Annotated in this window: 13 protein-coding genes and 1 pseudogene; all 14 read left to right on the forward strand. The window is 38.2% G+C overall.

Going from position 1 to position 14792, the window contains the following annotated elements; genetic code table 11:
* Positions 1–198, forward strand: a pseudogene (locus DW793_RS14785) (IS3 family transposase); the annotation flags it as partial.
* Between the two features lie 53 nt (positions 199–251).
* Positions 252–500, forward strand: a complete 249-nt coding sequence (locus tag DW793_RS12190; protein ID WP_390624684.1) for a hypothetical protein — start codon at positions 252–254, stop codon at positions 498–500.
* Between the two features lie 13 nt (positions 501–513).
* Positions 514–2979, forward strand: a complete 2466-nt coding sequence (locus DW793_RS12195; RefSeq protein ID WP_252969879.1) for a glycoside hydrolase family 2 TIM barrel-domain containing protein — start codon at positions 514–516, stop codon at positions 2977–2979.
* Positions 2957–4111, forward strand: coding sequence for a galactokinase (locus DW793_RS12200; RefSeq protein WP_147342205.1), 1155 nt, complete (start codon positions 2957–2959; stop codon positions 4109–4111). Before DW793_RS12195 ends, DW793_RS12200 begins: the two co-directional genes overlap by 23 nt.
* 15 nt (positions 4112–4126) lie before the next feature.
* Positions 4127–5110, forward strand: coding sequence for a UDP-glucose 4-epimerase GalE (gene galE, locus DW793_RS12205; RefSeq protein WP_118158294.1), 984 nt, complete (start codon positions 4127–4129; stop codon positions 5108–5110).
* The gene (locus tag DW793_RS12210) at positions 5004–6611 is read left to right on the forward strand and encodes a UDP-glucose--hexose-1-phosphate uridylyltransferase (protein WP_252969880.1); all 1608 of its coding nucleotides are present in this window, start codon (positions 5004–5006) and stop codon (positions 6609–6611) included. Before galE ends, DW793_RS12210 begins: the two co-directional genes overlap by 107 nt.
* A gap of 333 nt (positions 6612–6944) precedes the next feature.
* Entirely contained in the window at positions 6945–7175 is a 231-nt protein-coding gene (locus DW793_RS12215) for a hypothetical protein (RefSeq protein WP_181988369.1), read from the forward strand.
* 364 nt (positions 7176–7539) lie between these two features.
* Positions 7540–8487, forward strand: coding sequence for a helix-turn-helix transcriptional regulator (locus DW793_RS12220; protein WP_181988370.1), 948 nt, complete (start codon positions 7540–7542; stop codon positions 8485–8487).
* 156 nt (positions 8488–8643) lie between these two features.
* Positions 8644–10839 carry a type II CRISPR RNA-guided endonuclease Cas9 gene (gene cas9, locus DW793_RS12225; protein WP_118158297.1) on the forward strand — a complete coding sequence of 732 codons (2196 nt, stop codon included), beginning with the start codon at positions 8644–8646 and terminating at the stop codon, positions 10837–10839.
* Positions 10836–11978 carry a type II CRISPR RNA-guided endonuclease Cas9 gene (gene cas9, locus DW793_RS12230; RefSeq protein ID WP_252969881.1) on the forward strand — a complete coding sequence of 381 codons (1143 nt, stop codon included), beginning with the start codon at positions 10836–10838 and terminating at the stop codon, positions 11976–11978. Before cas9 (DW793_RS12225) ends, cas9 (DW793_RS12230) begins: the two co-directional genes overlap by 4 nt.
* A complete protein-coding gene (locus tag DW793_RS12235; protein ID WP_181984465.1) occupies positions 11951–12778 on the forward strand; it encodes a Cas9 endonuclease PAM-interacting domain-containing protein in 828 nt (275 codons plus the stop codon). The genes cas9 (DW793_RS12230) and DW793_RS12235 overlap by 28 nt, the downstream gene beginning before the upstream one ends.
* Positions 12775–13650: a type II CRISPR-associated endonuclease Cas1 gene (cas1, locus tag DW793_RS12240; RefSeq protein WP_118158299.1), complete on the forward strand. Its 876-nt coding sequence runs from the start codon at positions 12775–12777 to the stop codon at positions 13648–13650. Before DW793_RS12235 ends, cas1 begins: the two co-directional genes overlap by 4 nt.
* A 15-nt stretch (positions 13651–13665) precedes the next feature.
* Complete coding sequence (gene cas2, locus DW793_RS12245; protein ID WP_252969882.1) at positions 13666–13986, forward strand: CRISPR-associated endonuclease Cas2; 321 nt, start codon at positions 13666–13668, stop codon at positions 13984–13986.
* Complete coding sequence (gene csn2, locus DW793_RS12250) at positions 13983–14651, forward strand: type II-A CRISPR-associated protein Csn2 (RefSeq protein WP_117878760.1); 669 nt, start codon at positions 13983–13985, stop codon at positions 14649–14651. The genes cas2 and csn2 overlap by 4 nt, the downstream gene beginning before the upstream one ends.
* Positions 14652–14792: the final 141 nt, after the last annotated feature.

Here is a 14792-nt window from a genome sequence, read left to right on the forward strand (position 1 = left end):
TGGGCAAGAATGAAAGAAGAGCTATTCTACAGCCGTGGGGACAAATCGGAGAAATACACTATGAGAGAGTTGAAGACTATGATCTGGAGATATTATATGAGTTACTGGGTCAACAGAAGAATCTGCACCGCCAACGGCGGACTGCCTCCGGCAGCCCGAAGAAAGCTCTACTATGATCATATCTTTCTCGCTGCATAATTCTTGTTCGAATAAAATGTGTCAAGTGATATTGACAAAACCATGGTGTAAAAATTGGTGGTGGACTTGGAACAGCAATTGTCGGTCTTTTGCTCGACTTTAGCGGATTCAAGGGCACTTTGACAGTACAGCCTGATTCTGCTATCAATATGCTTCACATTATGTATCTGATCGTTCCGTTTGCACTTGATTTGATCATCACATTTATTCTTTCTAAGATGAATGTTGAAAAGGCAAATGCGGAAATCAAAGAAAAACTTGGAAAATCCGAAAATGAAGTTGTGATGGAATCACAGAACTAACGGAGGTAACAACATGAAATATACACTTGACTGGCTTGTTGATCCGGAAGTGTTTGCAGTCAACAGAATCGCAGCACATTCCGACCACAAAATCTATGCAAACCATTTGGAAGCCGAAGCAGACAATTCCTCTCTGATTCAGAATCTGAACGGCACCTGGAAATTTGCGTGGGCAAAGAATCCGTCTGAATGGCAGCAAAAGTTCTATGAAGAAAGCGACAGCACTGACAATTTTGACAACATTCAGGTTCCGGGACACATGGAATTGCAGGGATACGGCAAACCGCAGTACGTCAATACCATTTATCCTTGGGAGGGACATGAGCATCTCCGTCCGCCGTTTATCTCTGAAAAGGACAACCCTGTCGGCAGCTACGTCAGATATTTTGACTTGAACGATGCTCTGAAAAACAAGCGTGTATTCATTTCTTTTCAGGGTGTGGAAACTGCTATGTATGTCTGGCTGAACGGCGAATTTATCGGCTACAGCGAGGATTCTTTTACACCGTCTGAATTTGAACTGACACCATATATCCGTGAAAAGGACAACAAACTTGCTGTTGCAGTGTTCAAAAGAAGTTCTGCAAGCTGGCTGGAAGATCAGGATTTCTGGAGATTCTCCGGCATTTTCCGTGACGTATTCCTTTATGCGGCACCGTCTGCCCATGTTCGTGATATGAGAGTGATTGCAGATTATGACGGTACAAATGGTATCTTCTCTGCAACGCTAGATATTGCGGGCAAATGTTCTGTGAAATCGATCTTGACAGATGAAAATGGAATGGTCATCGCAGAATCCAATGAAAAGGAATCTGTAAACTGGACAATTGAAAATAGCAAGCCTTGGAGTGCCGAAATACCGAATCTCTACACGTTTACAGTGATTCTGACAGACGAAAGCGGAAATGAAATCGAGGTCAGCAGAACCAAAGTCGGATTCCGCCGATTTGAACTGAAAAACGGAATCATGTGCCTGAATGGAAAACGTATTATTTTCAAGGGCATCAATCGACACGAATTTGATGCGAAAACAGGCAGAGCAATCACAAAGGAAGATATGCTGTTTGACATTCAGTTCATGAAGAAAAACAATATCAATGCGGTTCGTACCTGTCATTATCCGAACAATTCTCTTTGGTATCAGCTTTGTGATGCATACGGCATTTATCTGATTGATGAAACCAATCTGGAAACACACGGTACATGGCAGAAGCTTGGTGCAACTGATCCGTCTTGGAATGTACCGGGTTCACTTCCAGAATGGAAAGAAGCTGTACTGGACAGAGCAAAATCAATGTATGAACGTGACAAGAATCACGCAAGCGTTCTAATCTGGTCTTGCGGAAACGAATCCTACTGCGGAGAAGATATTGCTGCAATGTCGGAATATTTCAGAAGCGTAGACCCGACAAGACTGGTGCACTATGAGGGTGTTACAAGAGTTCCAGACAATCAGTATGATTTCATCACGGATATGGAAAGCCGTATGTACGCAAGACCACAGGAAGTGGAAGAATATCTGAAACAGAACAGCGGCAGACCGTATATCAGCTGTGAGTATATGCACGCTATGGGCAATTCTCTTGGCGGTTTGAGCCTTTACACTGACCTTGAGGACAAATATGAGGCTTATCAGGGTGGTTTCATCTGGGACTACATCGATCAGGCAATCGAAACCAAAAATGACGACGGGAAAACGGTTCTGGCTTATGGCGGAGATTTTGAGGACAGACCAAGCGATTATGGATTCTGCACCAACGGTGTGATCTATGCTGACAGAACCTACTCTCCAAAGGTTCAGGAAATGAAGGCTCTGTACTCCAACATCAGAATGTCTATTCAAAACGGAATGCTTACCGTAGAAAACCGAAATCTCTTTGCAGATACAAACGACTTGTCCTTTGTTGTACGATTGGAAAAGAACGGCGTTGTTCTGAAATCCGATACATTTTCTCTGAATGTTCCTGCCGGAGATAGCAAGACAATGAAACTGACACTTCAAAAAATAGACAGTACAGGAGAATATGTTTATCATGTTTCCGTCGTTACCGCAGATCAGACACTATGGGCAGATGCAGGGCACGAAATTGCCTTTGCACAGGAAGTGTTTGAAGTGAAAGATAATCAGATTCCGGAAACCACATTGCAAAAGCCAACGATTGTATACGGCGATGTTATCATTGGCGTTCACGGAGAAAACTTCTCCATGATGTTCGACAAAAAAGAGGGCGGCATCAGTTCTCTGAAATACAATGGTTTTGAATATATTACACGCACACCAAAGGTCAGCTTCTGGAGAGCAATGACAGACAATGACGCCGGTGCTTCCGAGCCATACAATCTTGCACAGTGGTATGCCGCAGGCAAATTTGCAAAGTATAAAACCGTTTCATGGCTGGAACAGGAAGATGCTTTGAAAATCACATTCACATATCAGGCTGCCTGTGTTCCGACTTTTGAGTTTACTGTATCCGAATAGAAATGATATACACGTTTATTCTGCTCCGGGTAGGACAGAAATCGGCGGTAATCATACCGATCATCAACATGGCTGTGTCATTGCAGGAGCAGTTGACTTAGATGTTATCGGTGTTGCAGCATTTCATGATGAAAACATCATCAGAATTAAATCAGAGGGATACGATGAATTTGCAGTTTCACTGGACGATTTGGATGTTCATATCGGTGAAAAAGGTTCTTCTGAAATTGTCAGAGGGATTGCAGCTCGCTTTAAGGATTTAGGTGTAGAAATTTCCGGATTTGATATGTATACAACTTCAAATGTACTTGGTGGAAGCGGTATTTCTTCTTCTTCTGCTGCATTTGAAACATTGATTGCAACGGCAATTGACAGCTATTACAATAACAATCAGATCGGTGCAGTAGAAATCGCAAAAATCGGACAATATGCAGAAAACTTTTATTTTGGCAAGAAAAGCAGATTGATGGATCAGATGGTTTGCTCCGTTGGTGGATTTGTTTTTCTTGATTTTCAAAACATTCAAAATCCAAGTATCCAAAAAATTGATTTTGACCTTTCAAAAGCCGGCTATGCATTGATCATCACAGACACCAAAGGAGATCATTCTGATTTGACAGATGATTATGTAGCCGTTCGTACAGAAATGGACGAAGTTGCAGAATATTTCGGCAAAAAGGTTCTTCGTGAAGTTGATGAAAATCAATTTTGGAATAATCTCCCTGATATTAAAAAGAAGATTTCTGACAGAGCTGTCTTGCGTGCAATTCACTTTTTTGGCGACAATTATCGTGCAAAGGCAGAAACGGAAGCTCTCAAAAACAACAGATTTGAGGATTTTCTCACGCTTGTAAACGAATCGGGAGATTCCTCCATGAACTATCTGCAAAATTTATACTCATGCAGAAAGCCAACGGAACAAGGTATTCCACTTGCAATTATGGCGGGGAAACGAATATTAAAAGGCAATGGTGCTGTAAGAGTTCACGGAGGTGGTTTCGCAGGGACTGTTCAGGCATTTGTACCAAATGATTTTGTCAATGCATATAGATCGGAAATGGACAGAATATTTGGACAAAATTCGTGCTACATTATGACGATCAGACCGTTTGGCGGTATTGAAATCAAATAATAGGAGGGAAAAATAATGAGTATACTTGTTTTAGGCGGTGCAGGATATATCGGTTCTCACACAGCTTTAGAGTTGATTCGCACCGGAGAAAGCGTTATTATTGCAGACAATCTTGCAACCGGACACATCGAAGCTGTTCCGAAAGATGCGAAATTTTATCTGGGTGATTTGCATGACAAGGCGTTTCTTGATAATATTTTTGAAAACGAACAGATAGATGCAGTGATTCACTTTGCAGCATATTCTCTTGTTGGAGAAAGCGTTGCCAATCCACTCAAGTATTACGATAATAATCTCTGCGGAACAAAAATTCTTTTGGATTCCATGGTTGAACACCATATTGATAAAATTGTATTTTCCTCAACCGCTGCCACCTATGGTGAACCGGAAAATATTCCGATTCTTGAAACAGACAGAACACAGCCAACCAATCCATATGGTGAAACCAAACTTGCTATGGAGAAGATGTTCTATTGGACTTCAAAAGCTCATGGTCTAAGATACGTTTCTCTCCGCTATTTCAATGCTTGCGGAGCAGACAAATCAGGTAAAATCGGCGAGGCTCATGATCCGGAAAGTCATTTGATTCCTTTGATTCTTCAAGTCCCAAATGGAAAGAGAGAAAGTATCTCCATCTATGGAACAGATTATGATACTCCTGATGGAACTTGTATCAGAGACTATATCCATGTTACCGATTTGGCTCAGGCACATATTCTCGCTGTAAAGTACTTAAAAAACGGAAACGAAAGCAATATTTTCAATCTTGGAAATGGTGTCGGCTATTCCGTAAAAGAAGTAATTGATAAAGCAAGAAAAGTGACAGGGCACCCGATTCCGGCAATTGAAACGCCAAAACGTGCCGGAGATCCTGCACGACTGGTGGCTTCCAGTGAAAAGGCAAGAAAAATTCTTGGCTGGAATCCTGTACACGATAGCCTTGAAGAAATTATATCTGACGCATGGAATTGGCATAAGAATCATCCAGATGGTTTTTGAAAAGAGGTGTTATCATGATAAACAGGGCAATAAACGGATTAATCGTCATGCAATAGAAGCTGATTTGATTACAAATGACGATATTTTCGTTGTTAGAAATCAGCTCATGGATATACTAAAACTGACTGACTGGAATGATAAAGAACCACTCACGGGAAATACTGAAGAACTTCTTGAACCCCTGATCGACTATGCAGTAAAAGCAGGAATCATTGAAGACACTTCTGTACAACGTGATCTATTCGATACAAGAGTTATGGGTGTTTTCACACCTATGCCGAGAGAAGTTAATGCCACATTTCAAAGAGAATATTCTGCTTCGCCATCAGCAGCTACAGAATGGTACTATGCTTTTAGTAAAAGCCTGAACTATGTTCGTGCTGAAAGAATTGCGAAAGATTTAAAGTGGACATATGAATCAGAATATGGAACACTTGACATTACTATAAACCGTTCTAAGCCAGAGAAAGATCCTCGTGATATTGCTGCTGCTAAATTGCAAAAAAAATCAGCCTATCCTCAATGTCAGCTTTGTGTTGAAAATATGGGATCCGCAGGTCACCAGGCACACCCTGCAAGACAAAATCTTCGTCCGGTAAAGTTGAATATCAACAGCCAAGATTGGTTCATGCAGTATTCTCCTTATGGATATTATAATGAACACTGCATCGTCTTTAATAAACAGCATATTCCTATGACAATCAATGCACAGGTATTCAATAAACTGTTTGATTTTGTTGAGCAATTTCCACACTATTTTATCGGTTCAAATGCAGACCTTCCTATTGTAGGCGGTTCCATTCTAACGCATGAACACTTTCAAGGCGGCAATTATAATTTTGCAATGGCAAAAGCACCGATTGAAAGAACATTTCTTTTGAAAAATTATATGAATGTTAGTGCCGGCATTGTAAAATGGCCGATGTCTGTGATACGTCTTTCTTCAAAAAACAGGACGGCTTTGGCAGCTGCATGTGCTGATATTTTATCAAAATGGAGAACATATACGGATGAAGTGGTTGGAATTTTTGCAGAAACAGACGGAATTCTGCATAATACAATTACTCCAATTGCAAGAGCAACTTCTTCTGGATTTGAATGCGACTTGGTATTGAGAAACAATATTACAACGAAAGAAAGACCGTTAGGTGTGTTCCATCCGAATCCTACCTTACATCATATCAAAAAAGAAAACATCGGATTGATTGAAGTGATGGGACTTGCTGTTCTTCCGGCGCGTTTAGCAGATGAACTGACACTTTTAAAAGATGCAATGCTGTCCGGCAAAGAGATTGCTACAGATGATAAAATTGCATCTCATGCAATTTGGGCAAGTGAAATTCTAAAAAAATATTCTGATTTTAACGCTGATAATGCAATGGATATTATTCGTTATGAAGTCGGCAGAGTTTTTGAACAGGTACTTGAAGATGCCGGAGTATTTAAGAGAGATAAACAAGGAAAAGAAGCATTTGCAAGATTTGTAGAACAATTAGGTTGATTTGGAATATACGAAAATGAGCTATTGCATTATGTGCAGTAGCTCATTTTTAATTTAATTCAATTATTCAAGGTTGAGAATTTATTTCAGCATATCATCCAGTGAAATCTAATTATCTTCTGACATATTTTCAGTGTAGATTGTATTATTTATGTACAATTCCTCATCAATGTCGCGCACAAAGCCCCAATGAAGGTTGTACTTCTTGGCGTATTCCTTAAATGCATTAAACTTATTTTCGACCCTTGCATTGCACAGAGAAAAGATGCCGGGATGCTGCTGTAAAGAAATATGGGATCATTCAAAGCATGAACAGTACCAACGGAAGATGTCATGATAATGCACAATGCACGCTGTGAAAGTATGTGGGCAAGAATGAAAGAAAAGCTGTTCTACAACCGTGAAGACAAGCCGGAGAACTACACTATGAAAGAGTTGAAGACTATGATCTGGAGATATTATATGAGTTACTGGGCCAACAGAAGAATCTGCACCGCCAACGGTGGGCTGCCTCCGGCAGCCCGAAGAAAGCTCTACTATGATCATATCTTTCTCGTTGCATAATTCTTGTTCGTATAAAATGTGTCAAGTGATATTGACAAAACCAAAGTTTATTATACTTCTTTAGACATCGGTGGGGTAGATGCGGAGGGTTTGACGGGTAGCAAAGAACAGCACCGTTCATTCTTGAAAGGCTTTAGTGAATGGTGCTGTTATGGCATAATATTATAAATCGACGATGATTAACAAAATAAAACATTTTTTTATTTTTCTTTTAAGTTCCAAAATTGGTACTTGTAAATATTGACTTAGAGTTTTTAAATATGTTATACTTATTTTATGAACATTTCACGATGAAAGGAACTTAGCAATGGAGTCAAATGCACCAAATAAACTTAAACTTTTAAAAATATGGGAAATATTGAATATGATGACTGACTCTGAGCATCAGATGACGACACAACAACTGATAGATGAGCTTGCTAAGTGCATTATCTCAAGTGAAAGAAAGTCTATATATCGTGATATAGAAACTCTGCGTTCAAATGGTTATGAGATACTGAAAGGACGTTCATGGCATGACAACACATATTATGTGAATGAACGCCGTTTCAGTGTTTCGGAAATCAAGATAATTATGGATGCAGTTCAGAGTGCTGCTTTTATTCCTGCCGATAAAACGGAAATACTTCTCGATAAGTTGGCAGACTTGAGTTGTAAATATAGAGCGGAACTGCTCAAGCGTCATACTGTGCAGTTTATGACTGTAAAACATAAGAATGACAGCATTTTTCAGAATATAGAGATAGTTGAAAATGCTATTGAAAAGCAGATGAGAATACGCTTTCAATATTTTCACCTTAATGAATATGATGAAAAGGTCTTTGCACATGACGGAGCTATATATCAAGAAGAACCATTGGGATTGATATTTGAGGACGGTAACTACTATCTTTTATGTTATCGTGCCGACCCTGAATATGTCAATAAGGTAAAAGCATTCAGACTTGACAGAATAGAAGATCCTGAGATAGTTTCTGAACCAATAAGTCAAAATGCTGTTGAGGTACTGAAAAATGTTAGCACATATCGTTTACAGTCTTTCAAGATGTATGGCGGCAGTATACGAAAGGTGACGTTTCAGTTTTCTTCTAAACTTATAGAGGTGGTCTATGATAAATTTGGGCATGACATAATAATTCGTCGTAATGGGGATATCTGTAAAACCACGGTGCTTGTGCAAATCAGTCCGACTCTATGGGGGTGGATGCTACAATTTCCTAGGAGTATGAAGATATATGAACCTGAAGATATAAGAGAGGAGTATTACAAATGGGTAAGATCAGCTTTGGAGCAAAAAGATCAACAACAATAAAAAAGGTCCCTGTCAAAGACAAGAACCTGAACACGACACTCGTGATGAAGGTATGAAACCAACGATTTGAAAGAATTTTTATTTGAACTCGTAGTGTAATTTTATAGGGTAGTAATCCTATGACACTATATTAACACATAAAGGGAGGTTTGTCAAGTGGTTGACGAAAAAATTTTTTGGGGATTTGATATAGGAACGGATTCAGTAGGCTGGGCTGTGACAAACAGCGAATATAAGCTGAAAAAATACAAGAACAACTTAATGTGGGGTGTTCATCTTTTTGATGAGGCAAAGCAGTCTGCGGAAAGAAGGTCATTCCGCACGGCAAGAAGAAGGCTTGATCGCCGTAAGCAAAGAATAATACTATTGCAGGAGTCTTTTGTTAGGGCTGTATGTGAAAAGGACGAAAATTTCTTTCGTAGGCTGAAGGAAAGTGCCTTATTGCCTGAGGACGCCGAACATAGAACAAATAATATTTTCTTTGACGATCCTGATTACACTGATAAGGATTATTTTGAAGAGTACCCAACTATACATCACCTTATCTGTGAGCTTATGGAAAGCAAAGAACCTCATGATGTAAGGCTTGTATATCTTGCCTGTGTATATCTGCTTGCTCACAGAGGACATTTCCTTCTTCCGGTATCAGAGGACGATATAAGCAAGGTAACAGAGTTTGAGCCGCTCTATGAAAGCTTTTATAAAGCTCTGGAAGAAAAGCTTGATGATGAACCACCGTTTGACAGATCTGCCGATGATTTTGCTGAAATACTAAAAAGCCATAAAACGGTATCTGCAAAGAATAAAGATTTTGATAAACTTCTTTTTGGCGGTAAGGTAAAGACCTATGATAATGAAAATATCAGCTACTCGGCACTTATAAAGCTGCTTAGTGGCGGTACGGAAAAGCTATCAAAGTTCTTTGCAAATGAAGAGTACACAGACCTTGAGAAAGATTCCGTTTGCGTAAGGAATGCGGATTTTGGAGATACTCTAGAGATGCTGGAAGGACAGATAGACGAGCTTGATTTTGCTTTGCTCAAAAGCGTAAAAAGTCTTTATGATTGGTCGCTGCTAGTGGATATTCTTGAGGGTAAATTTCTTATATCTGAGGCTAAAAAAGATAAGTATGATGAGCATGGATATGATCTCGATGCACTAAAATATCTGTTCAGAGAATATCTTACCAAAGATGATTACAATGAAATGTTCAAAGAGGTCAGTGGAAAACAGAACTATGCAAGTTACGTTTATAATGCACCTTCCGATAAAACTAGAGATAGTAAATATAAAAAGTGTAATCAGGAGGATTTTTGTAAGTTTACTAAAAAGTTTTTAAGCAAGATAAAACCAAATGAAAAAGACAAACTTTGCCTTGACAAACTCCTTGAAAAGTGTGAACAAAATTCTCTTTGTCCTAAACAGGTGACTACAGACAACCGAGTTATACCATATCAGCTTTATTATGTAGAGCTTAAAAAGATACTGGAAAATGCTTGTGATTATCTTCCATTTCTTAATGAAAGAGATGAGTATGGTACGGTAGCGGATAAAATACTGAGCATAATGAAATTCCGTGTTCCTTATTATGTTGGTCCACTAGTCGATAGAAAGAAAAGTCCAAATGCGTGGCTTGTTAGAAAACTCGACGGTAAGATCACTCCATGGAATTTTACTGACATGGTAAACGAAGATGAGGGTGAAAACGCGTTTATTCGTCGTATGACTTGTAAATGTACATACGTTGCAGGTCAGGACGTTCTGCCTAAATATTCATTGCTTTATAGCAAGTTCAGCGTTCTTAATGAGATAAACAATATAAAACTTAATGGAGAGCCTATATCCGTCCAGGCAAAACAAGAGATATACACAGAATTGTTTGAAAGGAACAAGTCAAGAGTCAGCAAAAAGAAGATACGCGACTGCCTTATTTCTCATGGCTATGCAGCGGATAGTGATGAGGTGACAGGTATTGACGATATAGCAAAATCTGCTTTGAGATCTTATCATGACTTTAAGAAAATGTTGTCTAATGGTATACTTACAGAGCAACAGGTCGAGGAAATTATTGAACATATCACAGTCACAACAGATAATATACGTTTGAAAAAATGGCTTAAAACACAGTTTACGATGCTTGCAGACGAAGATGTAAAGTATATCACAAAGCTTAAATATAAGGATTATGGCAGACTGTCACGCTGTTTCTTGGAAGATGTGCTGCCAGTTGATACAAAGACAGGTGAAGCAGAGAGCGATAAGAATATCATAACGATGCTGTGGGAAACCAACGAGAACATAATGCAGTTGTTAAGTCAAAATATCGATATTCAGAAAATATTGAGCATATGAACAGGCAGTATTATGCACTACCTGAAAATCATAAGAGCATGAGTGAACGTTTGAAAGATATGTATGTCCCTACTGCAGTACGCCGTGCAGTAACAAGGACGTTTGATATTGTAAAGGAACTTAAAAAGATACAAGGCAGAGATCCTGACAAGATCTTTATAGAAATGGCAAGAGGTACAGGTGAAACACCGAAAGGAAAAAGAACAAATTCTCGTAAGGATCAAATCCTTGAACATTGGCATGGCCTTGACAATAAAGATATAAATGATCTGAAAAAGTCAGGCATATGGGAACATCTTGATACCATTGATGACGCAAAACTTAGAAGTGACAAGTATTTTCTTTACTTTATGCAGCTTGGCAGATGTATGTATACTGAAAAACCTATCCCATTTGAAGAAGTGGAAAATGAACATAAATGGAATATAGACCACATATGGCCGCAGGCGAAAATAAAAGATGACAGTCTTGATAACAAAGTTCTTGTCAGCAGCAATGAAAACGGCAAGAAAAGTGACAGTTATCCTATTAGTGATGATATTAGGCATAGTATGGCAGGGTTGTGGCATTCTCTTTATAAAAAAGGACTTATCAGCGAGAAAAAGTATCAAAGACTAACAAGAAGTACGCCTTTTACAGATGATGAGCTTTCAGGTTTTATTGCACGTCAGCTTGTGGAAACAAGACAATCTACAAAAGCGGTTGCTACATTACTTAAAGAGCAGTTTCCAAATACAGAAATAGTTTATGTAAAAGCAGGTCTTGTATCTGATTTCAGGCAGGAAATGGGTATGCTCAAATGTCGTGAAGTAAATGATCTTCACCATGCAAAGGACGCTTATCTTAATATAGTCTTGGGTAATGTTTACAACACGAGGTTTACTAAAGATCCGCTGAATTTTTTAAAGAACAATGAGAAATATTCCATTAAGATATTTCAGAAAAACTCAGACGGTAAGAAAACAGGCGTTATGACACGCAAAGTAGAGCGTGGAGGAGAAGTTGCTTGGGATCCTGAGACATCTTTTGCTATCGTTAGAAAAATGATGTCAAAGAATAGCATACGATATGTGAGATATGCTATATGCGAAAAGGCGGACTGTTTAACCAGATGCCTGAACGTAAAAAAGCGGGACTAGTTGAACGAAAATCGGGACTAGATACAGGGAAGTATGGCGGTTATAATAATACAACGGCGTCGCATTTTGCTGTGGTAAAGTGTAGAGAAAAATCAGTTGTGGTAGTGCCTGTTGAAACTATGTTCTGCAATAGATTTGCAACTGATATAGAGTTCGCAAAAGCGTATGTTGCACAACAACTAGCTGAAATACTATCACAAGAATTTTCATCTGAGAATATTACATTTCCTTTCGGTCAGAGAATAATCAAAGTAAACACAATGTTTGAGGTTGATGGATTCAGATGTAATTTGGCACAAAAATCAAACAAAGGAAAACAGTTAGTGCTAATATCAGCTTGTTCGCTTGTATTAGATAAAGATACTTATGCATATATGAAGAAAATCTCATCATTTATAGCTAAGAAAAAAGTAAATAAAAGTCTTGTTATAAATAGTTATACTGGAATAACCGTGGAGGATAATATTTCGGCATTTGATGTGTTAGTAGAAAAAATGCAGTCCTCGCCTTTCAAGGTTTTCTTTCATAAAATAGGTACAAAAGTTGCAAATGGCAGAGATAAATTTATATCTTTGTCTGTAGATGAACAGACAACAGCTCTTTTTTATATACTTATGCTCCTGAAAACAGGTCGTTCAACTGGATGTGACCTCACATTAATAAACGAAAGTGGTCAGGCTGGTGTTTTGACGTTAAATTCTGACTTTTCTAAAATAAAAGATAAGAAGACAATCTATATTATCGACCAGTCACCGACGGGACTTATCGAGCGTAAGTCACTGAATTTGCTTGACTTATGAGTTGGAGAACTGTTGTCATTTCCAAAAGATCAAAGCTTGATATGAGGAATGGCTATCTTGTGGTGAGAACGGAAGATGATGTCAAGAGAATAAATCTTGATGAGATCTCCGTTCTCATTATCGAGAATAGTGCAGTATCAATTACAGGCTGTCTTATTGTGGCTATGTCCGAAAAAAAGATAAAGGTTATATTTTGTGATGAAAAAAGAAATCCCTCATGTGAACTTGTTTCTTATTATGGCAGTCATGATACGTCGGCAAAGATCAAACGGCAGATACAGTGGAGCGATGATATCAAAGCTTGTGCGTGGACTGAGATAGTTGCTGAAAAAATACGCAAGCAAGCCGAGTTTCTCGAAGAACTTGGAAAATCAAACGAAGCTGAGATGTTGCAAGGATATGTTGAAGAACTTGAAGTTGGTGATGTCACCAACAGAGAGGGTCACGCAGCAAAGGTATACTTTAATACTTTATTTGGTAAAGATTTTACACGTAGCCGTAATTGCATAATTAATGCCGCTCTGAATTATGGATATAGTTTAATACTTTCTTGTATAAACAGAGAGGTGACAGCTCATGGTTATATAACTCAGTTAGGGCTGTTTCACAGTAATATGTTCAATCAGTTCAATCTTTCATGTGACCTCATGGAACCTTTCCGTATAATTATAGACCGATGGGTATATAAAAATACACCTACTGTATTTGGTAAAGAGGAAAAACATACTATAGTGTCTTTGCTCAGTACAACCGTGATGATAAATGAAAGTGAGCAGTATTTGTCAAATGCAATGCGTTTTTATTGCAGAAGTGTTTTTGAGGCACTCAACGATAATGACGTTTCGAAAATTAGTTTTTATTCATTAAAATAGTTAGAGAGGTGAATGATGAGCTATAGATTTATGAGAATGTTTATATTCTTTGACCTGCCTGTTATTACCACTGAGAACAGAAGAAACTATGCACGTTTCAGAAAATGTCTCATTAAAAATGGCTTTATCATGATGCAGGAGTCTGTTTATTGTAAAATGGTGATTAATCAGACCGCGGCTAACACTGTCATGAGCAATATCAAAAGCAATAAACCTCCTGACGGACTTGTGCAGGTGCTAAATGTTACTGAAAAGCAATTTGAGAAAATGGAGTTTATAACAGGCAGCTTCAAAAGCGATATAGTTGACAGTGATGAAAGATTGGTGATTTTATGACTATTGCATATCCAGCTTTCAATTTATACTGTGAGCTAGAAGAAAGCACGGTTTTGAATTTAGTAATTGAAAATCAGCAGATATTCAGTGATGTAATATCCGATATATATGATCAGTGTTCAGGCGAAAGTGGCAGACTGATTTTGTCGGAAAATAATGAACCGCTTGAATTAAGAAAGCGTGCAGAGCTTATAACTCAGATAATACCTTTTGAAATAAATCAGCGTGATCTTGTAAATAAGCTGTATGCTGAGATAAAAAATGTATCGGTAAATGAACGTTTCTATCAGCATACTCAAAAGCTTATGGCTGATATAGCTTTGTATATTTACATGATAACTGAGTCAGCTGATAATGAAATAGAAATTGATGTTCCACAGGACATAAGCGGTATACTTAAAGCTTTTGGTGTACGTTTTTATGATAAAAAAATGGAACTTTCAGAAAAGATCATAGAATATATGACTGCTGTAAACAAATTTAAAGGAGAGCGTGTATTTTTCTTTGTTAATCTTCGAAGTTATCTGACGGACCGGCAAACTGAGCTTTTATACAAAGACATGCTGCTAAGAAAATTTAAAGTGATCTGTATTGAAAATAATGAACACACGCACCTTGAATATTCAAAAACTTTGATAATAGACAAGGATATGTGCGTTATCTGAATTTTGTTGACTTTTTATATTTGTATGCTATAATATAATTACTGCCTAATATAAAATGCACTGATGAGTAGTGTCATTATCTTAAATTTGAGGTTTGAGAGTAGTGTAATTTTATAGGGTAGTAAAACTGATATGTATTAG

This window comes from Ruminococcus sp. AM31-15AC (assembly GCF_003462045.1).
In the GTDB taxonomy this organism is placed as follows: Bacteria; Bacillota; Clostridia; order Oscillospirales; family Ruminococcaceae; genus Hominimerdicola; species Hominimerdicola aceti.

Coding starts and splice junctions, on each gene's coding strand:
- DW793_RS12195 (WP_252969879.1), top strand. CDS start 514: ATGAAATATACACTTGACTGGCTTGTTGATCCGGAAGTGTTTGCAGTC.
- galE (WP_118158294.1), top strand. CDS start 4,127: ATGAGTATACTTGTTTTAGGCGGTGCAGGATATATCGGTTCTCACACA.
- DW793_RS12215 (WP_181988369.1), top strand. CDS start 6,945: ATGATAATGCACAATGCACGCTGTGAAAGTATGTGGGCAAGAATGAAA.
- DW793_RS12220 (WP_181988370.1), top strand. CDS start 7,540: ATGATGACTGACTCTGAGCATCAGATGACGACACAACAACTGATAGAT.
- cas9 (WP_252969881.1), top strand. CDS start 10,836: ATGAACAGGCAGTATTATGCACTACCTGAAAATCATAAGAGCATGAGT.
- DW793_RS12235 (WP_181984465.1), top strand. CDS start 11,951: ATGCCTGAACGTAAAAAAGCGGGACTAGTTGAACGAAAATCGGGACTA.
- cas1 (WP_118158299.1), top strand. CDS start 12,775: ATGAGTTGGAGAACTGTTGTCATTTCCAAAAGATCAAAGCTTGATATG.
- cas2 (WP_252969882.1), top strand. CDS start 13,666: ATGAGCTATAGATTTATGAGAATGTTTATATTCTTTGACCTGCCTGTT.
- csn2 (WP_117878760.1), top strand. CDS start 13,983: ATGACTATTGCATATCCAGCTTTCAATTTATACTGTGAGCTAGAAGAA.